Here is an 18953-nt window from a genome sequence, read left to right on the forward strand (position 1 = left end):
ACTTTAACACTCTGTTATTTTTACGTCAATGACTTATTTAAAATTTTTTCATACAAATTTGGTACGGATTGAAAAGCATACACTTTTTCGCGTACTTTACCATGTTCAGAAATAAGCAAACATGGCACGCTTTCAATTTCATAATCATATGCAAGTTGTTCGATATAATTTAAATTGGCCTTCCCCATTGGAATTTGTGGGAGGACCTTTTCTGTCACGTCCATCATTTTAGATGCGACCGCACACGTACCGCACATCGGCGTATACAAATAAAAAGCGGTCACGTCATGCGTTGCCATTTCTTGTTGCCATTGTTCACGAGACCATTCGTTCATTTACTGTCATTCCTTATCGTATTAAATAGGCGGGATTCACTTGAAAATCAGCGTCCGCTAGCACTGCAGCTAAATAATTTCGTGGCGTATGTTCAACTTGCTTATACATTCGTAACGTATACAAATGCGCTGCATGAGGGAAGTAATGCTGTACGAGCTTTCGCGCTTTCTCACCGGAATGATCGGCATCAAAAAACACATACATTTCGCTGTCCTCATAAGGTGCAAGCAGTTCTTCTAAGCGAGCTTCACTAATCGTACCATTCGTACAAATAATTTCGACCGCTTCGTTTAACACTGGCAAAATACGCAGTTTATCTTGCCGTCCTTCAACGATTAACACTTTATCAGTAACCATTTCTGCCACCTCCGCAAGCTTACCCGTCTTGTACTTTAGTTATACCATGTTTAGACGCACTCGCCTACAAAAATGCCCAAACTTAAAACAACTCAAACAATTAAAAAAGAGGCTTTGACAAAACAGTTCCTGTTCCTTTTTTAGCGTTCGCAAAAAAAAAAAGGAACCGCGCCACAGCGCGATTCCGGTTTTTCTTATGCTCATCTGAGAGGATGTTGTTACACGTATGTCCCAGCCTCTTGCATTAATAGCAATTATTCAGCGATTGCTTCTTTGTATTGATCTGCAGTTAATAAACCTTCAACGTCTGCTTCATTTGCAGGTTCAACAACAACCATCCACGCTTGTTCGTATGGAGATTCGTTTACTAGTTCTGGAGAATCTTCTAAGTTTTCGTTTACTTCTAAGATTTTACCAGCGATTGGTAAATATAATTCAGAAACTGTTTTTACAGATTCAACACTACCGAATGATTCGCCAGCGCCGATGTCGTCGCCTACTGCTGGTAGTTCTACGAATACGATATCACCAAGTTCTGATTGTGCAAATTCAGTAATACCGATTACTGCTTTACCATCTTCTAATTTAACCCATTCGTGATCTTCTGTGTAACGTAAGTTTGTTGGAACGCTCATTGTTTATTCCCTCCGTTTATGTAATTTCATCTTTATTGTGTCACGTTTTCCGCGTGTTGACAAGGGTAATTCCGAACTTTCTAAAGGTCATACGTCTTGATATAACAGCATTTCAAGCGTTTGATGAACGCCCGTAATGGACACTATTTAAACGCTTCTGTAAATTCTTGCTCTTTAAAGCCTAAAGTTACTTTTTTACCGTCCGTTGTGAGAGGACGTTTAATTAACATACCATCTGACGCTAAAAGTGATAATTGTTCGTCTTCTGACATATGTGCAAGCTTATCTTTCAGCCCTAGTTCGCGATATTTCATGCCAGACGTGTTGAAAAATTTCTTTAGCGGCAGTCCACTTAACTCATAAAACTTGCGCAGCTCATCTTGTGATGGTGTATCGGTCGTAATGTCATGTGCCGTAAATTCAATGCCCTCATCTTTTAACCATTTTGATGCTTTTTTGCACGTTGTACATTTTGGATAATGATAAAACTGAATCGTCATTTTGTATGCATGCCTCCTTCTCATTTCCTCTATTGTATAGACATTTGAAATCCTTTGCAAATCAGAAAAAAGGATAGACGCACCCACTGCATCTATCCCTTCTTATTTACATGGCCTACAGTAATATGGGAGTATTGGTGTAGTTGTCCTTCGGGCAAGGCCTCTTACTTCCGTACCCGAGTTAGACGATGAACTTTTCAGCAGCGATTAACGCTTCTGCTGCTTGACGTTTCAATTTAATCGTTTTCTTCGGTGCATAGCGTCCAAATTTACGGAGCGCTGACAGCATCATACGTTGGTTGTCACCTGATGATGAATTCACTAACGTATCACGCGCCTCTGCAAGAATCGTTTCAAAGGCATCTTGGCTAAAGATTTCCGTATACAATAGCTTTTGCGCCGCTTTGTCTACGCCGTCGCGGTCAATCGCTTTTTGCGTACGTAATACCGCTGACTCCATCGCGAATAATTGGTTCGCGATGTTCGCAATATTCACAAGAATTTCTTGCTCATCTTCAAGCTTATTGCCGTATTTTAATGCGGCAGTACCCGCTGTCAGTAACGCGATTTTCTTCGCCATTTTCACTAAATATTTTTCTTGTGCTAATGGCTCATCAGCAATGTCCTCTGGTACCATCGTTAAAATTTCTTGCTGCAATGCTTGCGCCTGCTCAAGAAGTGGCAATTCACCTTTCATCGCCTTTTTCATAAACGTCCCCGGTACGATTAAGCGATTAATTTCATTTGTACCTTCAAAAATACGGTTAATACGAGAGTCGCGGTAAATGCGCTCGACTTCGTATTCTGCCATGTAGCCATAGCCACCGTGCAATTGCACTGCTTCATCGGCTACGTAATCTAACACCTCTGACCCAAAGACTTTATTGATTGAGCACTCAATCGCATATTCTGCAATCGCTTCTGCAATCTTTTTACCGTCTTTTTTCTGTTCATCACTCATCTGCCCCATATTGTCCTCGAAATAGCCTACAGTACGGTAAATCAATGACTCAGAAGCATAAATTTGTGCCGCCATATTCGCAAGCTTTTCCTTCGTTAAATTGAATGACGAAATCGGCGTATTAAATTGTTTCCGTTCATTCGTATATTGAATCGTAATATCGAGTGCACGTTTTGACGAGCCAATCGTCCCAACGCCTAGTTTGTAGCGCCCAATATTTAAAATATTGAAGGCGATCACATGGCCGCGTCCTACTTCACCAAGTAAGTTTTCAACCGGCACTGCGACGTCATCTAAAATAAGCGTTCGTGTCGATGATGATTTAATGCCCATCTTCTTCTCTTCTGCGCCTGTTGACACGCCGCCAAAGTCGCGTTCGACGATAAATGCTGTGAATTTTTCACCATCAATTTTCGCATAGACAATAAAGATATCAGCAAATCCTGAGTTTGTAATCCATTGCTTTTCACCATTTAAAATATAATGTGTGCCCGCTTCATTTAAACGTGCGACCGTTTTTGCACCGAGCGCATCACTACCTGACCCCGGCTCCGTTAACGCATACGCCGCGATTAACGCCCCTGTTGATAGCTTTGGTAAATAACGCGATTTTTGCTCGTCATTGCCGAACAATACGATTGGTAACGAACCAATCCCTACGTGCGCACCGTGTGTAATCGAGAAGCCGCCTACAACCGCCATCTTCTCTGTCACAAGTGCCGATGTAATTTTATCAAGCCCTAAACCATCATATTCTTCTGGTACGTCAATCGCTAACAGACCTAACTCTCCTGCTTTTTTCAACAGCTTTACTGAATGCTCAAACTCATGATTTTCTAAGTTTGGAACTACCGGAAAGACGTCATTTTTCACGTAATCCTCGGTCGTTTTCGCAATCATTTTATGCTCTTCTGTGAAATCTTCCGGCGTAAATACGCGGTTAATGTCCACATCTTCTGTTAAAAAGCTACCACCTTTAATGATGTTTGCTGTGTTTTCTGTCATCGTAAATTCCTCCCGAACTGAATAGTTTCCCTTGTGAAAATAAGTGACGACTACAAAATTACAGAACTTCGAACACGCCCGCAGCACCCATACCGCCGCCGATACACATCGTTACGACACCGTATTTTTTGCGTTGGCGTTTTAATTCATGAATCAGTTTTAATGACAAAATCGTTCCTGTAGCACCGAGCGGATGACCGAGCGCAATCGCGCCGCCATTCACGTTGACTTTATCGAGATCAATACCTAGCTCTTTGACAACTTGGATTGATTGCGATGCAAACGCCTCGTTAATTTCCCAAAGGTCGATATCGTCGATTTTTAAACCGGCAATCTCAAGCGCTTTTGGTACTGCTACAACCGGGCCAATTCCCATGACTTCCGGTGGCACCCCTCCAACGGCAAATCCTAAAAACTTCGCTAACGGCTCGATGCCTTGTTGCTGTGCATATTCACTGTCCATAACAAGCACTGCTGCCGCACCATCAGATGTTTGTGACGCATTGCCCGCTGTGACGCTCCCCTTTACATTAAAGGCTGGGCGTAACTTCGCTAATGACTCAACCGTCGTTCCCGGGCGAATTCCTTCATCCATTTTAAATTCAAAGCGTTTTTCTTGCGGCTTATTGTTGTTATCAACATAGCGCTCGACAACATCAACCGGCACGATTTGCTCATCGAAGCGACCTTCTTGAATCGCACGAAGCGCATTGGCATGAGAGCGTACTGCAAACGCATCTTGCTCATCGCGTGACACGCTATATTTCACTGCCACATTTTCTGCTGTATGTCCCATACTTGTATAATATTCCGGTGCTTCCTCTGCAAGCGTCACATTTGGACGGACGACATGGCCCATCATCGGTACCATCGTCATCGATTCCGTACCACCAGCGAGTATCGCTTTAGAATGCCCAAGCATAATACGCTCTGCCGCATTAGCAATCGTTTGTAAGCCCGATGAGCAGAAACGATTGACCGTTTGCGCTGGCGTCGTATCCGGAAGTCCTGCTAACGCGCCGATATTACGCGCCACATTCATGCCTTGCTCCGCTTCTGGCATCGCACAACCGATAATTAAATCATCAATATCTCCTGTATAATTAGCACGCTTTAACGTTTCTTTGACTACTAATGCTGCTAAATCATCTGGACGAACGGTTTTTAATGAACCTTTTCCTGCTTTCCCGACAGGTGTTCTGGCACCTGCAACAATTACTGCTTCACGCATAAGCGAATCCCCCTTATTATATGAAAACTAATTACGTAACGGTTTGCCTTTTAATAACATATGTTGCATACGTTGCTGTGTCGCCGCATTTTGTAACAAGCTAATAAATGCTTCACGCTCTAAATCTAATAAATATTGCTCATCAACAAGCGTGCCGTATGGAACGAGGCCACCTGCTAACACATAAGCGAGTTTTTTCGCGATTTCGATATCGTAAGCCGATGCAAAACCTGAGTTTTTCAAGCCTTCTGCACCGAGTAATAACGCCGCATAGCCCGGCTCACCAACAACCGGTACTTTTTCGCGTGTCGGCGCTTTATAGCCTTTTGCGACAAAGCCGATAACCGCTTGTTTAGCATCATATAATAGATGATCTGGATTGACGCTAATGCTATCTGCAACGTTTAAGAAGTTATTGTCGCGTGCTTCTTCCGCTGATGTCGATGTTTTCGCTGTCGCAATCGTTTCAAACGTCTTGCTAGCAATGTTTAATAAATCGACCGTCACGCCTTTTGGCAAGCCTTTTAATTGCTTCATATAAAGCTCTTTGTTTCCGCCGCCGCCAGGAATGACGCCAACACCAACTTCTACAAGCCCCATAAACGTTTCAGATGATGCTTGAATATGCGCTGCTGCTAAACAAACTTCTGCACCGCCGCCAAGCGTCATATTGTACGGTGCTGCAACGACCGGTTTATTGCTATATTTCATGCGCAATGTCCCTTGTTGGAATGCATTCACAACCGCATCTAATTCAAATGTATTATCTTCTTCCGCTTCCATTAAAATCATCGCCAAGTTCGCGCCAACCGAGAAGTTTTTGCTTTGATTGCCGATTACTAACCCGATAAAGTCATCGGATTGATCTAATAAATCAAGCGCGTAGTTGAGCATTTGCATCGTATCTAAACCAAGTGCATTTGATTTTGACGTGAATTCTAATAGCAATACACCGTCACCAAAGTCGATGACACTCGCACCTGCATTTTGCTTTAACACGCCGTTTTGCTTTTTATAGAGCGCTAAATCGATAGCTTTTTCATTGCGTGGTACTTTGACGTAGTCCGTACCATCGAAGTAATGTAATTCATCGTCGATTGTCGCGTAGAATGAATCATAGCCCTTATCTAATAACGCATTAACGAACGCCGGAATCGTATACCCTTCCTTTGTCATACGCGCTACCGATTGTGTTACACCAATCGCATCCCACACTTCAAATGGTCCTTGTGTCCAACCAAAACCCCATTTCATTGCTTGGTCGATACCAAGAATCGAATCTGAAATTTCGCCGTTTAACTCTGCTGAGTAAATAAGCGTTGGTGCGATAATATTCCATAATAATTCACCTGTGCGGTCCTCCGCATAAACGAGTGATTTCACACGATTTGCTAGGCCACGCTGCTGCTTTGCTACAGCAATTGACGGCGTATCAAGCGCCTTACGCGACACATATTCAAACGTATCGATATCTAACTCTAAAATTTCTTTACCTTTTTTCACAAAGAAACCTTGTCCTGATTTTGCACCAAGCCAGCCTTTGTCGACCATTTTTGCTAAATAGTCCGGCACTTCAAACACTTTTTGCTCGGCACCTGTCGTATTATCATAAACATTGTTTGCTACATGGATAAATGTATCTAAGCCAACCACATCAAGCGTACGCATTGTCGCAGATGATGGACGCCCGATTAATGGTCCTGTCACCGAATCCACTTCACCTACTGAATAGCCTTTATCGCGCATCACTTGAAGCGTCACCATTAAGCCATACGTGCCGACGCGGTTCCCGATAAAGTTTGGTGTATCTCTCGCTAACACAACCCCTTTACCAATTTCATCTTCACCAAATGCTAGAATATAATCAAGTACTGCTTGGTCTGTATATTTTGATGGAATGACTTCTAATAACTTTAAGTAACGTGGTGGGTTAAAGAAGTGCGTTCCTAAGAAATTCTTTTGGAAATCTTCCGAGCGACCTTCAGCCATTGCATCGATGCTAATGCCAGAAGTGTTGGAAGAAACGATTGTTCCTGGTGTACGAACAGATTCAATTTTGTCGTATAACGACTTTTTAATTGCTAAGTTCTCTGTTACCACTTCAATGATCCAATCTACGGTTGATAGCTCATGTAAATCATCTTCTAAGTTACCTGTTTTCATGTTGTTTAGGCTTCTTTTGGTTGTTAGTGGTGCCGGTTTTTGCTTTAACAGCTTCTGCATCGCGCTATCAACAAAACGGTTACGAACAGCAGGTGACTCAAGTGTTAAACCTGCTTTTTCTTCCTCCGCTGTCAATGAATTTGGCACAATGTCGAATAAATGCGTTTCAAAACCACAGTTTGCTAAATGCGCAGCGATACCTGAACCCATTACCCCAGAGCCGATAACCGCAACTTTTTGAATACGTCTAACCATAAAACAATTCGCCCCTTCCAATTTGAATGAATAACCATTCATTTTTATCTAAAAAAAAATATGACCTTGCAATTTCTAAATTCATAGTAGCATGTTTTCCATTTTTCATGCAATGAAAAAAGATGATTTTTGTTGAAAAAGTTTAAAATTTTCTGTTTTAACTCACTTTCCTCTTTTTAAGACGATTGTATTTTTTCCAATTATGACACTTTATTTAAAAAAATAAATCAACTTACTTTCAGTAACTTATAAAACAGTGTACACTAGAGTAGAAGTTATTTATTAATTAGGAGGTTTCACTATGCAACCAATTACAACTGTTGAACAATTTAACGACATCATTACAACGCAACCATCTGTTATCGTAAAATTTTACGCTGGCTGGTGCCCAGATTGCACGCGCATGAACATGTTCATCGATCCAATCATCGAGCAATACAACCAATACACGTGGTACGAATTAAACCGCGATGAACTACCAGAATTAGCTGAAAAATATGAAGTAATGGGTATCCCAACACTTGCTGTATTCAAAAATGGCGAAAAAGTAGGTCACCTACATAGCGCTAATGCTAAATCTCCAGAACAAGTAACAGAGTTCTTAGACGCGCAAGCATAATCACTCAAAAAGGAATCGCCACTCGCGCGATTCCTTTTTTCGTTCACTTCCTAGTTCTTTTTTAGAAACATTTTCGCTACAATAGAGTCAAGGTGGTGAATGAATTGGACTTACAAACAGAAAATGCACAGCTCAAAGAAAAAATTGCAGACTATCAACTTATTTTAAGCTCGATGTCTGCACCGGTAATTGAATCCTTTTTAGCGCAAGTCGTACTCGTACCATTAACCGGTATTTTAACGCTTGAACGTATTAACAATATTGACCAAGATATTTTTGACTACGTCGCAGCCAACCCGCACTCTGAATGCATGATTATTGATTTCACTGGTATCGACGTGAGCGATTTTGATTACATCGATTTGCATACGCTAACAGAGCGCTTTGAAAAACTCAATAAAACTTTGTCGCTTATGGGCATTCGCGTATTGCACTCAGGTATGAATCCCGATGTCGTACATCATTTTATTACGACAGGCTATTCATTCCCTAGCGAGTCATTTCCGTCATTTCGTACAGCGTTGCAGCAACTTGTACGCGACGGTTATAAGCAAGCATTTTGATTCACATCAACGCTAAGTCGCAGTACGATACTGCTGTCGATGAACGCTTCCGACCTTCTGCATGCGGCCCAACAGCAGTCGAAGCCATTTTACAATATTATTTACAGCAACCGATTGCGATTAATTATTTATATCACGCACTTGGCACGACGCCGATTGGTTTATTTACATGGCGTATGATTCGCCGCTTAAAGCGCTTGCTCGGTCCACATTGGCATATTCAACGCGTGACTACAAAAAAAGCTCTCGCTGCCATTGATGCAGGAGAGCCAATTGCGCTAAAATTCGATCGTTATTTCACGCCATTGTTTTTTAAAAAAGCACGCTACAATTATCATTGGACCGTGCTTGTTGGTTATACGATAGAACAAGGACGCTTGCAATTATTCGTGCACGATTTAGGGACGCCTAGCCGCGACAGCCACATTAAAAAGATTGACTATTCCGACAATGCACACGCACTAACATTCGTCCATATTAAACCATTACTTAAAAATCGTTAACGCATGATTGGCGATTAAACGATATTCATGCTGATGCATTAAATCAAGCGTAGCATTTGTCCACATTGGTAACAGTAACTCATCGAGCGCTGCTTCAATTGGCACTGCTGTATTAATACGCGCAAGCTGTAGCGACAATCGTAGCATATCTACATTGTCGCTAATTTTTTGGCGTTGACCTGGTTTTAATTCCGCTAACGCATCTAATACACCATCAACAGAGCCATATTTTTGGATTAATTGTAGCGCTGTTTTTGGCCCGATTCCTTTAACACCTGGGTAGCCATCACTTGAATCCCCCATAAATGCTTTGACATCTGCAAACTGCGCAGGTGAAATACCATATTCATCGGTGAAGCGAGCCAAATCATATGGGTTGTATTCGGTATACCCTTTTTTCGTTAGCGCGATTGTCGTGTTTGGATTGACAAGTTGCAATAAATCTTTATCGCCACTAACAACGGTAATGAGCGCATCTTCTTTCCATTTTTCAACGATCGAGCCGATTAAATCATCCGCTTCTTGCCCCTTCACGCCAAAATTTTTCCATCCAATCATTTCTGACACTTCACGCGCCATATCAAACTGTGGTAGCATTTCGTCAGGCGGCGCCGTGCGATTCGCCTTATAGCCATCAAATAAATCGTTACGGAATGTGTGCGAGCCCATATCCCAGCACACAGCTATATGCGTTGGACGGACGATATTTTGTGCGCTTAATACGTGTCTCGCAAAACCTTGTACGCCGTTCGTTGGGGTGCCATCCTCACGCGGGAAAAATTGACGCATCGGTGCTGTCGCATAAAACGACCGGAACAACAGCGCCATGCCGTCGATTAATAAAATATGTGGTTTCATTTCTTTCATTCTCCTTTAAAAAAAGCCAAGGAATCCATTCCCTGGCTCTGTCATTAAATCATGCGAGCTACAGTGATTGTTGCTTGTAGCTCTAATTGTACATTACCGCGTAGCGCTTTGCTAATCATGCAAGTTTCTTCTGCCTTGTGTGCTAGACGCTCCGCACGCTCTTTATCGCGCTCCGACGCAGTTGGCATTAACTCAATCGCCGGCTTATGAATGATTTTTTTATACGTGAATACACCATTTGTCACATCGACATACCCTTCGGATTCAAGCGTCTGTGTATTCGTATTAATCCCGGCACGTTCAAGCAAAGCTGCGAGCGTAATCATATAACACGTTGCCGCCGCACCTAGTAACATCTCATCGGGATTTGTGCCGATGCCTGGTCCATCCATTTCCGGTGGAATCGATACTTGCGTTTTCAAATTCCCAGCCGCAATATCCCCGACTTCATTACGACCACCCGGCCAGCGTGCTTGTAGTTTAAATAAATGTTCCATGCTCCCCACTCCTTAGTTTGAAAATGGATAGTACTGCTCTGAATACGGATCAAACGCATAGCGATAAACCGCATCTTTTTTCTCGAGCGCAATTAAATACACTTCTTGTCCTTCATACGTGTCGATTTTATTGCTGTAATCACGGTCTTTAATAATTTTTCCGCCTTCTGTACGCGCAATTAAATCTTGTGCATCTTCAATATTCACCTTTGGAATATCACGTTCAAAAGCGAATGGTGCAGCAATAAGGAACGCATACGCAGCGCCAATGAGCACATGCTTTTTGCGGAAATTTTGCTTTTCAATCAGTGTATAATACGCGACGAAAAAGATCGCTAAGCCAACCATAATATAGTTTGGCATCGCCCCTAGACTGTTGATTCCGTTGTACGGCTTACCGCGAAAATAAAAATAAATAACTTCAATAAACGCCAACAGTACAAGTCCAAGAATCATTTTCTCTCGCTTCCCTAAATTTATATCTCTTTTCAAAAATTTCACCTCTAACACTTATTTACATAGCGTTCTATTTTAACATAACTTTCATTTCGTCTTACATGATGTATTACGCATGAGCTTGCGAAAAGGTTTCATTAACAAAAAAAACGAGCGCCGCTTATTCAGCAACCCTCGTGTCCATTATAACGCCTCAAGCATTTCTTTTAATTCAGCAATTTGTTCATTCGTTAATGAAATTAATTCGGTCGTCACTTCATTTAATTCGCCTGCTTGTAGCTCTTTTAATGTCGCCTCTGCATCTTCTAGCATTAGCTCAACATCTTCACGTTTTAAAATAGCCATGTCGTTCCCCTTTAATGTTAGTGTTCCTAGTGTATCATACACATGATGAGACACGTCAATTTCTTTACTACAACAAAAAAACACATTCAAAGAATACTTTGAACATGCCTTTTAGCATCCGCTACATTTACGAAGCGCGTTTTTTCGCTGTTTTTTTAGCGCTGCATAAGACGATAATTTCGCACCTTTATGCGATTTTACATAGTTTTTCGCAGCTTTTTTTGTTGAAAAATAAGCATAGCCATAGTCCATTGGCGTCGTCATGTTGCCTTTTACATAATAGGCCTTATTGACCGACAACCATTTCTTTGTAGAATAATCACGAACGTATTTTTTCAATGTTTCTTTGCGCTTTGATTCATAAATAATCATACACCCTGCATCATCAAAAAATAAACGCTTGCCTTTCTTCGTAAAAGCCTGGGCGCTATAGGCACCCATTGCGTGGTTTTTACGATAAACGACCATATTGCATAACGCGCAATGCGACTTATTAGTTGGTTCAACTAATTTAGTTTTCGCCTCTACTTCAGTTTGTGGATGTACAACAGCCATCGCTGTAAAAGCCAATGACATACTCACTAACATCGCGACGATTTTCTTCATCATTTATTTATGCTCCATATGCATATCTCCGTGATTTCCACCAGAGCCGTTCATTGCATCAAAACGTTTTTTCGCATCTTTTTTGATAGCGTGAATCGATGACATTTTAGCATTTTTTGCTTTTTTCATAAAACGTTTCGCATCTTGTTGATTGTTGAAAAATGTATAGCCATAACCCATCGGTGTCTTTTCATCACTTTTGACAATAATGGCCTTACTTAAACGCATCCATTTTTTCGACTGATAATCTCGAACATATTTTGTGACAACCGTGTCATGCTTGAATTGATAGGAGAACATACAGCCCACATCATCAAAAAATAAATTTTTCCCGTGTTTGTCCGTCGCTTGTGCTGCATAAGCTCCAAGTGTGTCATTTACACGATATACCTTCATATTACAATGTGTACACGTGGTCTTTTTTGTCGGCTCTTGCAACTTATGATTCACCGCATTGTAGGCCGTTTTAGTCTGTACGGTTTTAACTTGCTGTGCCTGTCCCTCCTGTTGAGCATAGGCTACCGTTCCAGTAGACATGAGGCTCATGCCCATTAAAATAACTGCTAATTTTTTCAATTTTTGCACTCCTTTTCTACTACTTTAGTTTAGACAGTAATTGTGAAACAAGTTAAAAGTAAATAAGGAGAATTTTTTGCTATTTTAAGAAGTTTTTTTCTTAATTAACAGCGTACATGCTTACGCTTAAAGCCAATGCGCCCTTTTTCTAGCTCTTTTTCAATCGCTAATGCCGGCTGTAAAAACGTACTTTTTTTGCCGGCTTTTTTCAATTCAACAGTGCCAATCTCTTTTGCGACAGCAAGCGCTTTGTCATGAAGCGGCTTGTACGACATGCCGACCGTCTGAATGAATTGAGTCATCGCCGGCTTCGCGCAGTTCGGTGCCTCATGAATCGTCGCCTTCGCTAATTCAAGTAGCGTAGCAATGGCGTCTTGGTCAAATGTGTCATCGCTGCGATTACCGAGCATCCAGCAATAACAGCTCCAGCCAGCTGACATCCGCAAATCATTGCCACTGCGAATCCAGCGCTCCGCGACCTCCTCTGCAATATCCGCCTCCGCTAACGTTACGGCTACTACATAATCCGCGAGCATAGTACAATATGCCCCGTCCAGCCAGCGCTCATAATCATCGGCAGTCATCACATTCGGCTCAGCAATCACACCTGCAAAATACATCGCATCATAATTGCCGGTCGCATACAATTCTTCAGCGAGCGCTTGATTTAAGCCGGTCTTTTTTAAAATCGGCTTCATCTTGCCAGTCGCCGTTCCAAATAGCGGCTCATGCGCACCTCTTGAGACATATGATTTTTTCGTGCGCTCTGTTCCTAACGCTTCAAGCTCTGCTAATATGTCAATTGTATTCATTTCAGCACATCCTTTTGTCTAAGTGTCCAAAATAATCAACACACCTTTTGCTATAGTAGAAAAAAGGAGAGATGACGATGACACTTGCATTATTTTTTCATTATGAAGTGACCGAACAAAATTATCAACAACTACACGATTTCGTCGCATTTGACCATTTTCAAGTTGGCGTTTACGAAGGACGCTTTTTCACGCTCTATAAACTAAATTCAAAACAGTTGCGCCTTGAATATGCATCTGGCGACATTGCTGAAAGCTTTGCGGTTTCCACTGCTGATTTTTTAAGTGCACTGTCAACATACGAAAAAACACCAGCGCCCCGTTCGTAGAGCCACTGGTGTTTTTTTAATATTTTTTCGGCGTTTTCAATAAGCGGAGCGCATTCAAAGCGACGAGCACCGCGGCACCCGAATCACTTAGCACCGCTACCCATAGCGTCAGCCATCCTGGGAAAATGAGCGCGAGTGCAATCAGCTTAATGACAATCGAGAAAATAATATTTTGCTTAATAATCGTTAGTGCACGCTTACTTAAATGAATCGTATACGGCAGTTTTTCGATATTATCGGCCATCAATACAAGATCGGCCGTTTCAATCGCCGTATCCGTACCAGCGCCGCCCATCGCGATACCAATATCGGCACGCGCAAGAGCTGGTGCATCGTTAATGCCATCGCCAACCATCGCGATATGACGCCCTTGCGCCTTCAATTCTTCAACAACCGCTACTTTATGTTCCGGCAATAAGTTCGCCTTAAACGACGTCACATTCGCCTCTGCCGCAATTTTCTGTGCAGCACCGGCATTGTCACCCGTTAGCATGACCGTTTCCGTTATGCCAAGCTCGGCTAATTGCGTCATAATTTTTAGCGATGTTGGACGGATTTGGTCAGCTACCGCAATCAAACCGTAAATTTCTGTTGCGGTCCCAACAAAGACAATCGTATGCCCGGACTGCTGATAATGTGCCATGCGCGCAAGCATCGCGTCATCAAACGCTTGCGGTGCAAATGCTTCACTCGAACCAACATAATACGTCACACCATCAATAACGCCCGTTAAGCCTTTACCAATCAACGTGTGGAAATTACTCGCCTCACGTTGTTCAATGCCCTGCGCCTTAGCAGCTTCGATAATCGCCTTCCCAATCGGGTGCGTCACATGACTTTCAAGCGTCGCCGCAAGCTGCAGCACCTCTCGCTCCGAATGATTGTACACTTCAATGGCACTAACGCTCGGCTTGCCTTCTGTTAGCGTACCTGTTTTATCAAATGCGACCGTATCAAGCTCCGCTAATTTTTCTAAATAAGCGCCACCTTTAATGAGCACGCCATTTTTCGCCGCATTGCCAATCGCTGACACAATCGATACCGGCGTCGAAATCACGAGCGCACATGGACACGCCACTACTAATAGCTCAATACCTTTATAAAACCAATCATTAAAATCGCCACCAAATAGCGGCGGTAGCACCATGACTGCAATCGCTAGTACGAAAACAATCGGCGTATAAATTTTTGAAAATTTATCAATAAATGCTTCAGACGGTGCCTTTTTTGACTGCGCCTCCTCAACCATTTGGATAATGCGCGCAATCGTTGAATTTTCCGTCGTATGCGTCACACGAACTTCAAGCGAGCCTTCTTGGTTAATCGAACCACCATACACCGTATCGTGCTCTTTTTTCGCAACTGGTGTCGATTCGCCGGTAATCGGTGCCTGATCGACCGTTGATAATCCTGCGATGACAATCCCATCAAGCGGCACACGTTTCCCCGCTTGTACGCGAATAATATCACCAATTTGTATATCTTTCACGAGCTTTTCCTCGTAGCCATTCGCCGTTTTTACAATGGCTTTTTCCGGTGTAAAATCCATCAACTCATGTATCGATTTTCGCGTTTTATCAATAGCACGCGTCTGCAAATACTCCCCAATTGTAAATAAAAATAGCACGAGCGCACCTTCCGCCCATTCGCCAATAAACATTGCACCAATCGCCGCCGACACCATCAAGACATTCATATCGAGCGATTTACTTTGAATCGCATAAAACGAACTGCGCGCCGGCTTCAATCCCGTCAACACAATCGCGACCGCAAATAACGCCATCGATAGCCACGCTACATCGGTTAAATAATGTAGCGCATACCCCGCAATAATCGCCGCGCCCGATACCGCAATCTTTTGTAGCTTGCGATCCTTTTTCGGCGGAGCAATCTTCCCTTGCTGCGCTACTTCGCCTGTAAAGCCAATTTTTTGCAGCTCTTTCAGCACACGCTCATCCTTCAACTGATGAGTCATTTCAAGCTTCCCAGTAGAAAAATTGACAACGACTTCATCGACCTCGGCCATTTTCGCAAAATGCTTTTCAATCGTCGCGGCACAGCTACTACAATCCATACCGTCAACACGATATGTTTTATGTGGCAATGTGGACTGTTCTAGGCCATAGCCAATTTTATTCAGCGTTTGAGGAATCAATTCAAATGCCTCACTAGACGCGCCTTGCACATGCATTTTCCCTGTTGAAAAATTAACATCCACCGTTTCGATACCATTTAGCCGCGCAATACTTTTTTGTACCGTTGCCGCGCAGCTACTGCAATCCATACCTGTGACGCTATACGTTTTTTCATGTGTGTGATGCTGTACCGTTGTTGCACAACAATTATCGTTCGCTGGCTCTACGTTCGTTGCACAACATCCATCGTGACAATGCTCGTGTTCTTTTTGCATAGCCTCCACCTCTACTCCATATGACTTTTACATTCAATCGTTTCGCCGTCCCAATCGAAATCAACGACAGCACGTTCTAATAACTCAATAAGCTCGACAATTTTCGGTGTCGAAATGCGGTAATAAAAATATTTCCCTTCGCCCCGCTTGTGTACTAAGCCACAATCCGCTAAACAGGCTAGGTGCTGCGACAAATTCGACTGCGTACCACCGACTGCCTCCACAAGCTCGGTGACGTTTTTCTCTTCATCGATCAATGCTTTCAAAATCGCATAGCGTGTCTTATTCGATAAGCCATGCAATAATTTTAATTGTAATGTATGCACTTGCTTCACCTCATATTCGATTTTTCTAATATATCTTCATATTAGCTTTTCCTAATATGAAAATCAACACATTTTCAATTTAAACCTGTGCAACTCCTCGCTAGAAATGATACTATTTAGGATGTGAAAAATTTTATCGAGTGATACAAGGAGAATAAATATGAATCAACAAAACTTTTGGCAAGAACTACCGAAGCCATTTTTTATATTAGCACCGATGGAAGATGTGACAGATGTCGTATTCCGTCATGTCATCAGCGAAGCTGGACGCCCTGATGTGTTCTTCACTGAATTTACGAATACCGAAAGCTTCTGCCACCCTGAAGGTATTTACAGCGTGCGCGGTCGCCTAACATTTACCGAGGACGAGCAACCACTTGTGGCCCATATTTGGGGTAATAAACCGGAAATGTTTAAAGAAATGGCCATTGGCATGAAAGAAATGGGCTTCCGTGGCGTTGATCTTAACATGGGCTGCCCTGTCGCAAACGTCGCTTCACGCGGTAAAGGCTCTGGCCTTATCAACCACCCAGAAACTGCCGCTGAAATTATTCAAGCTGCTAAAGAAGGCGGCCTACCAATTAGCGTCAAAACACGCCTTGGTTACACAGACATCAATGAATGGCGCGAATGGTTAACGCATATTTTAAAACAAAATATCGCCAACTTAACGATTCACCTCCGCACACGTAAGGAAATGAGTAAAGTCGATGCCCACTGGGAATTGATTCCTGAAATCAAACAACTACGTGATGAAATCGCACCGAATACGCTACTAACAATTAACGGCGACATTCCAAACCGCCAAGTCGGTCAAGAACTAGCTGACAAATATGGTATCGACGGCGTCATGATTGGCCGCGGTGTCTTCACAAACCCATTCGCATTCTCAGAAGATCCACGCGAACGCAGCGTTGAAGAATACTTAAACCTACTATTGTTGCAATTAGAGCTATACGAAAAATATGCTGAAGAAACAAAACGCCCATACAACCACTTACACCGCTTCTTTAAAATTTATGTACGTGGCTTTGGTGGCGCAGCAGAATTACGCAACGCCCTCATGAACACGAAATCGGTTGAAGAAGCGCGCGGTATGGTCAATGACGTACTGGCGAAGCTTGCAGTGGAAGAAGTGCAATAGAGAGAAATGAAAAAGAGAGAAATGAAAAAGAGCTACCCGGTTGGGAGCTCTTTTTTTATGGGGAAAAGTAGGTCAACCTAAAAGATTTTGAATCATTTATTTACACATTGAAAAATTTTGTATACCCATTAGATTTAATCCAATTTTTAATAATTTCTTTCCAAATTAAATCGCCACATTCCACAGAACACGCTTTTTCATATTGCCTAGAAATTTGCTCTTGATGTACACTGTAATAACCTTCAACTTCTATATTTGAGATTTTCTTTCCACACCATTCGCATTTGCAACTCCATTTACGTTTATTAAGTTTAAATGTTTTAAATTTATGTGTCATTTTAGGAATATCATATTTTTCATTTAAATTTAATTTAAAAAAATTATCATATGAACTATTCATTGATTCTACAAAATGATCCAGATTTTCTTTCTTTTCTAAATCATCATTAATCTCAAGATAGTTACTTTTATTATAGTATTCTTTTACTTCTGAAAAAACCTGTAATGCCTCTTCTTTAGAAAGATATCTCACTGTGCTCCCGTTACTTTCATCAGCTAAACACTTATATTCTTTTATTTCTCCATTTATATTTTCTTCAACTGTTACAATTCTAATTATTGAAGGCAAATTTTTCATCGTATAACATATCCCTCTTTTTTAATATGGACAGGTAACACTTAGTTGGACAGAAATTATAAGGTTTAGAGGGCGATTTCTAATCCGCTCAATTAAGAAGCGCTTTATATGGAGCAATGTGCATGATAACCTTTCTTGGCTAATGCAGCCTAATATAGCTGGATTTCTGTCATAAAAAGTCATGCACAGAGAGGCTCCATGTCAAGCTGATTCTGTGCTCCATAAACTTTGGAGCACCCCTCATAAAAGTTGTCTAAAAGTGTTGCCATACCAATATATTTTACTATAAATCAAAAAAGTGCCAAAACGCTTATATATAAAGGATTTCGACACTTTCTGATTTCTTCTTATGAAAATGATAGGAGTCGAACTAACTGCCTACAACTACTGATACATCAATAGTTGTAGGGAACAATATACTTTGTAATTATTAATTTATATAGATTTATAAAAAACCTACCTATTTATTAAATAAACTATTTTTTGATTAACATCTTGTAAATTTTTTTTTGATTATTTTCATCAATGACATAAAGAGCACAACATTCTCCAGAATCAAAGAATTGTATAATTTCTTCATCTATCGTTTTTTTTATGGAATTTTTAATAGATAATATATTTTTATTTAAGGCTGATTGAATCAATTTCATAAGTCACATTTTTCAAAAGCGTAGACGAACCCTATTTCAAAATTTCCGTTTTTAAAAATTAGGCTGCGGTGTGTTGTTGTTCGTTTAATTGCGCGTTTAATCGATCTGTTGCTAATTTGCAGGCATTATAAATAAACATCACCATTTGGAAGTGTAGCTTGGCTTTTTTT

General features: G+C 41.6%; 23 protein-coding genes. 5 read left to right on the top strand and 18 right to left on the bottom strand.

Annotation, left to right across the window (positions count from 1 at the left end; translation table 11 throughout):
• Nucleotides 1-20: 20 nt before the first annotated feature.
• From V514_RS0108755 to V514_RS0108785, 7 genes are all read right to left on the bottom strand, one after another.
• Nucleotides 21-335, bottom strand: coding sequence for a thioredoxin family protein (locus tag V514_RS0108755; RefSeq protein ID WP_029499581.1), 315 nt, complete (start codon nucleotides 333-335; stop codon nucleotides 21-23).
• Nucleotides 336-348: 13 nt separating this feature from the next.
• Nucleotides 349-693, bottom strand: coding sequence for a toprim domain-containing protein (locus V514_RS0108760; protein ID WP_029499582.1), 345 nt, complete (start codon nucleotides 691-693; stop codon nucleotides 349-351).
• Nucleotides 694-947: 254 nt separating this feature from the next.
• Complete coding sequence (gene gcvH, locus V514_RS0108765) at nucleotides 948-1328, bottom strand: glycine cleavage system protein GcvH (RefSeq protein WP_029499583.1); 381 nt, start codon at nucleotides 1326-1328, stop codon at nucleotides 948-950.
• A 143-nt stretch (nucleotides 1329-1471) separates the two neighbouring features.
• Nucleotides 1472-1828, bottom strand: a complete 357-nt coding sequence (locus V514_RS0108770; protein WP_029499584.1) for an arsenate reductase family protein — start codon at nucleotides 1826-1828, stop codon at nucleotides 1472-1474.
• 181 nt (nucleotides 1829-2009) lie between these two features.
• On the bottom strand, nucleotides 2010-3794 hold the full coding sequence (locus tag V514_RS0108775; RefSeq protein WP_029499585.1) for an acyl-CoA dehydrogenase family protein: 1785 nt from the start codon (nucleotides 3792-3794) through the stop codon (nucleotides 2010-2012).
• Nucleotides 3795-3852: 58 nt separating this feature from the next.
• Nucleotides 3853-5025 (bottom strand): acetyl-CoA C-acetyltransferase, encoded by a 1173-nt coding sequence (locus V514_RS0108780; RefSeq protein ID WP_029499586.1) that lies wholly within the window; start codon nucleotides 5023-5025, stop codon nucleotides 3853-3855.
• 27 nt (nucleotides 5026-5052) lie between these two features.
• Nucleotides 5053-7443, bottom strand: coding sequence for a 3-hydroxyacyl-CoA dehydrogenase/enoyl-CoA hydratase family protein (locus tag V514_RS0108785; protein WP_029499587.1), 2391 nt, complete (start codon nucleotides 7441-7443; stop codon nucleotides 5053-5055).
• A 301-nt stretch (nucleotides 7444-7744) separates the two neighbouring features.
• Between V514_RS0108785 and V514_RS0108790 the strand changes: the two genes are divergently transcribed.
• From V514_RS0108790 to V514_RS0108800, 3 genes are all read left to right on the top strand, one after another.
• Nucleotides 7745-8062 (top strand): thioredoxin family protein, encoded by a 318-nt coding sequence (locus V514_RS0108790; RefSeq protein WP_029499588.1) that lies wholly within the window; start codon nucleotides 7745-7747, stop codon nucleotides 8060-8062.
• Between the two features lie 104 nt (nucleotides 8063-8166).
• Complete coding sequence (locus V514_RS0108795; RefSeq protein ID WP_029499589.1) at nucleotides 8167-8625, top strand: STAS domain-containing protein; 459 nt, start codon at nucleotides 8167-8169, stop codon at nucleotides 8623-8625.
• Entirely contained in the window at nucleotides 8622-9128 is a 507-nt protein-coding gene (locus tag V514_RS0108800) for a C39 family peptidase (protein WP_035944544.1), read from the top strand. The genes V514_RS0108795 and V514_RS0108800 overlap by 4 nt, the downstream gene beginning before the upstream one ends.
• Here the strand turns inward: V514_RS0108800 and V514_RS0108805 are convergent.
• The 7 genes from V514_RS0108805 to V514_RS0108835 all read right to left on the bottom strand — a co-directional run bounded on the left by V514_RS0108805 (nucleotide 9111) and on the right by V514_RS0108835 (nucleotide 13287).
• On the bottom strand, nucleotides 9111-9995 hold the full coding sequence (locus V514_RS0108805) for a 5'-3' exonuclease (protein ID WP_029499591.1): 885 nt from the start codon (nucleotides 9993-9995) through the stop codon (nucleotides 9111-9113). The two genes, V514_RS0108800 and V514_RS0108805, sit on opposite strands and share 18 nt — an antisense overlap.
• Nucleotides 9996-10039: 44 nt before the next feature.
• Complete coding sequence (locus V514_RS0108810; protein WP_029499592.1) at nucleotides 10040-10492, bottom strand: OsmC family protein; 453 nt, start codon at nucleotides 10490-10492, stop codon at nucleotides 10040-10042.
• A gap of 12 nt (nucleotides 10493-10504) precedes the next feature.
• Nucleotides 10505-10984, bottom strand: a complete 480-nt coding sequence (locus V514_RS0108815) for a hypothetical protein (RefSeq protein ID WP_029499593.1) — start codon at nucleotides 10982-10984, stop codon at nucleotides 10505-10507.
• Between the two features lie 147 nt (nucleotides 10985-11131).
• Nucleotides 11132-11293 (bottom strand): hypothetical protein, encoded by a 162-nt coding sequence (locus V514_RS20365; RefSeq protein ID WP_161630180.1) that lies wholly within the window; start codon nucleotides 11291-11293, stop codon nucleotides 11132-11134.
• Between the two features lie 111 nt (nucleotides 11294-11404).
• Nucleotides 11405-11902, bottom strand: coding sequence for a nitrous oxide reductase accessory protein NosL (locus V514_RS18925; protein WP_029499594.1), 498 nt, complete (start codon nucleotides 11900-11902; stop codon nucleotides 11405-11407).
• Nucleotides 11903-12475, bottom strand: coding sequence for a nitrous oxide reductase accessory protein NosL (locus V514_RS18930; protein ID WP_029499595.1), 573 nt, complete (start codon nucleotides 12473-12475; stop codon nucleotides 11903-11905). It lies immediately after the preceding gene.
• Nucleotides 12476-12579: 104 nt separating this feature from the next.
• Nucleotides 12580-13287: a DNA alkylation repair protein gene (locus tag V514_RS0108835; RefSeq protein WP_029499596.1), complete on the bottom strand. Its 708-nt coding sequence runs from the start codon at nucleotides 13285-13287 to the stop codon at nucleotides 12580-12582.
• Nucleotides 13288-13364: 77 nt separating this feature from the next.
• Between V514_RS0108835 and V514_RS0108840 the strand changes: the two genes are divergently transcribed.
• The gene (locus V514_RS0108840; RefSeq protein ID WP_029499597.1) at nucleotides 13365-13616 is read left to right on the top strand and encodes a hypothetical protein; all 252 of its coding nucleotides are present in this window, start codon (nucleotides 13365-13367) and stop codon (nucleotides 13614-13616) included.
• Nucleotides 13617-13632: 16 nt separating this feature from the next.
• On the opposite strand, the gene V514_RS0108845 is transcribed toward V514_RS0108840, so the two are convergent.
• Nucleotides 13633-16026 carry a heavy metal translocating P-type ATPase gene (locus V514_RS0108845; RefSeq protein WP_029499598.1) on the bottom strand — a complete coding sequence of 798 codons (2394 nt, stop codon included), beginning with the start codon at nucleotides 16024-16026 and terminating at the stop codon, nucleotides 13633-13635.
• An 11-nt stretch (nucleotides 16027-16037) separates the two neighbouring features.
• A complete protein-coding gene (locus V514_RS0108850) occupies nucleotides 16038-16352 on the bottom strand; it encodes an ArsR/SmtB family transcription factor (protein WP_200864025.1) in 315 nt (104 codons plus the stop codon).
• 160 nt (nucleotides 16353-16512) lie between these two features.
• On the opposite strand from V514_RS0108850, the gene V514_RS0108855 reads away from it, so the two are divergent.
• Nucleotides 16513-17496 carry a tRNA dihydrouridine synthase gene (locus V514_RS0108855; protein ID WP_029499600.1) on the top strand — a complete coding sequence of 328 codons (984 nt, stop codon included), beginning with the start codon at nucleotides 16513-16515 and terminating at the stop codon, nucleotides 17494-17496.
• Between the two features lie 100 nt (nucleotides 17497-17596).
• Here V514_RS0108855 and V514_RS0108860 read toward each other — a convergent pair whose 3' ends face one another.
• Entirely contained in the window at nucleotides 17597-18133 is a 537-nt protein-coding gene (locus V514_RS0108860) for a hypothetical protein (RefSeq protein ID WP_029499601.1), read from the bottom strand.
• 476 nt (nucleotides 18134-18609) lie between these two features.
• A complete protein-coding gene (locus tag V514_RS20370; RefSeq protein ID WP_161630181.1) occupies nucleotides 18610-18783 on the bottom strand; it encodes a hypothetical protein in 174 nt (57 codons plus the stop codon).
• Nucleotides 18784-18953: the final 170 nt, after the last annotated feature.

This window comes from Kurthia huakuii LAM0618 (genome assembly GCF_000505545.1).
GTDB lineage: Bacteria > Bacillota > Bacilli > Bacillales_A > Planococcaceae > Kurthia > Kurthia huakuii.

Bases quoted from the DNA above. Each gene is read 5' to 3' on its own strand.
- V514_RS0108785 (WP_029499587.1), bottom strand. From the start codon at position 7,443: ATGGTTAGACGTATTCAAAAAGTTGCGGTTATCGGCTCTGGGGTAATG.
- V514_RS0108770 (WP_029499584.1), bottom strand. From the start codon at position 1,828: ATGACGATTCAGTTTTATCATTATCCAAAATGTACAACGTGCAAAAAA.
- V514_RS18925 (WP_029499594.1), bottom strand. From the start codon at position 11,902: ATGATGAAGAAAATCGTCGCGATGTTAGTGAGTATGTCATTGGCTTTT.
- V514_RS0108760 (WP_029499582.1), bottom strand. From the start codon at position 693: ATGGTTACTGATAAAGTGTTAATCGTTGAAGGACGGCAAGATAAACTG.
- V514_RS0108835 (WP_029499596.1), bottom strand. From the start codon at position 13,287: ATGAATACAATTGACATATTAGCAGAGCTTGAAGCGTTAGGAACAGAG.
- V514_RS20370 (WP_161630181.1), bottom strand. From the start codon at position 18,783: ATGAAATTGATTCAATCAGCCTTAAATAAAAATATATTATCTATTAAA.
- V514_RS0108845 (WP_029499598.1), bottom strand. From the start codon at position 16,026: ATGCAAAAAGAACACGAGCATTGTCACGATGGATGTTGTGCAACGAAC.
- V514_RS0108840 (WP_029499597.1), top strand. From the start codon at position 13,365: ATGACACTTGCATTATTTTTTCATTATGAAGTGACCGAACAAAATTAT.
- V514_RS0108855 (WP_029499600.1), top strand. From the start codon at position 16,513: ATGAATCAACAAAACTTTTGGCAAGAACTACCGAAGCCATTTTTTATA.
- V514_RS0108790 (WP_029499588.1), top strand. From the start codon at position 7,745: ATGCAACCAATTACAACTGTTGAACAATTTAACGACATCATTACAACG.
- V514_RS0108755 (WP_029499581.1), bottom strand. From the start codon at position 335: ATGAACGAATGGTCTCGTGAACAATGGCAACAAGAAATGGCAACGCAT.
- V514_RS20365 (WP_161630180.1), bottom strand. From the start codon at position 11,293: ATGGCTATTTTAAAACGTGAAGATGTTGAGCTAATGCTAGAAGATGCA.
- V514_RS0108810 (WP_029499592.1), bottom strand. From the start codon at position 10,492: ATGGAACATTTATTTAAACTACAAGCACGCTGGCCGGGTGGTCGTAAT.
- V514_RS0108780 (WP_029499586.1), bottom strand. From the start codon at position 5,025: ATGCGTGAAGCAGTAATTGTTGCAGGTGCCAGAACACCTGTCGGGAAA.
- V514_RS0108860 (WP_029499601.1), bottom strand. From the start codon at position 18,133: ATGAAAAATTTGCCTTCAATAATTAGAATTGTAACAGTTGAAGAAAAT.
- gcvH (WP_029499583.1), bottom strand. From the start codon at position 1,328: ATGAGCGTTCCAACAAACTTACGTTACACAGAAGATCACGAATGGGTT.
- V514_RS0108805 (WP_029499591.1), bottom strand. From the start codon at position 9,995: ATGAAAGAAATGAAACCACATATTTTATTAATCGACGGCATGGCGCTG.
- V514_RS0108775 (WP_029499585.1), bottom strand. From the start codon at position 3,794: ATGACAGAAAACACAGCAAACATCATTAAAGGTGGTAGCTTTTTAACA.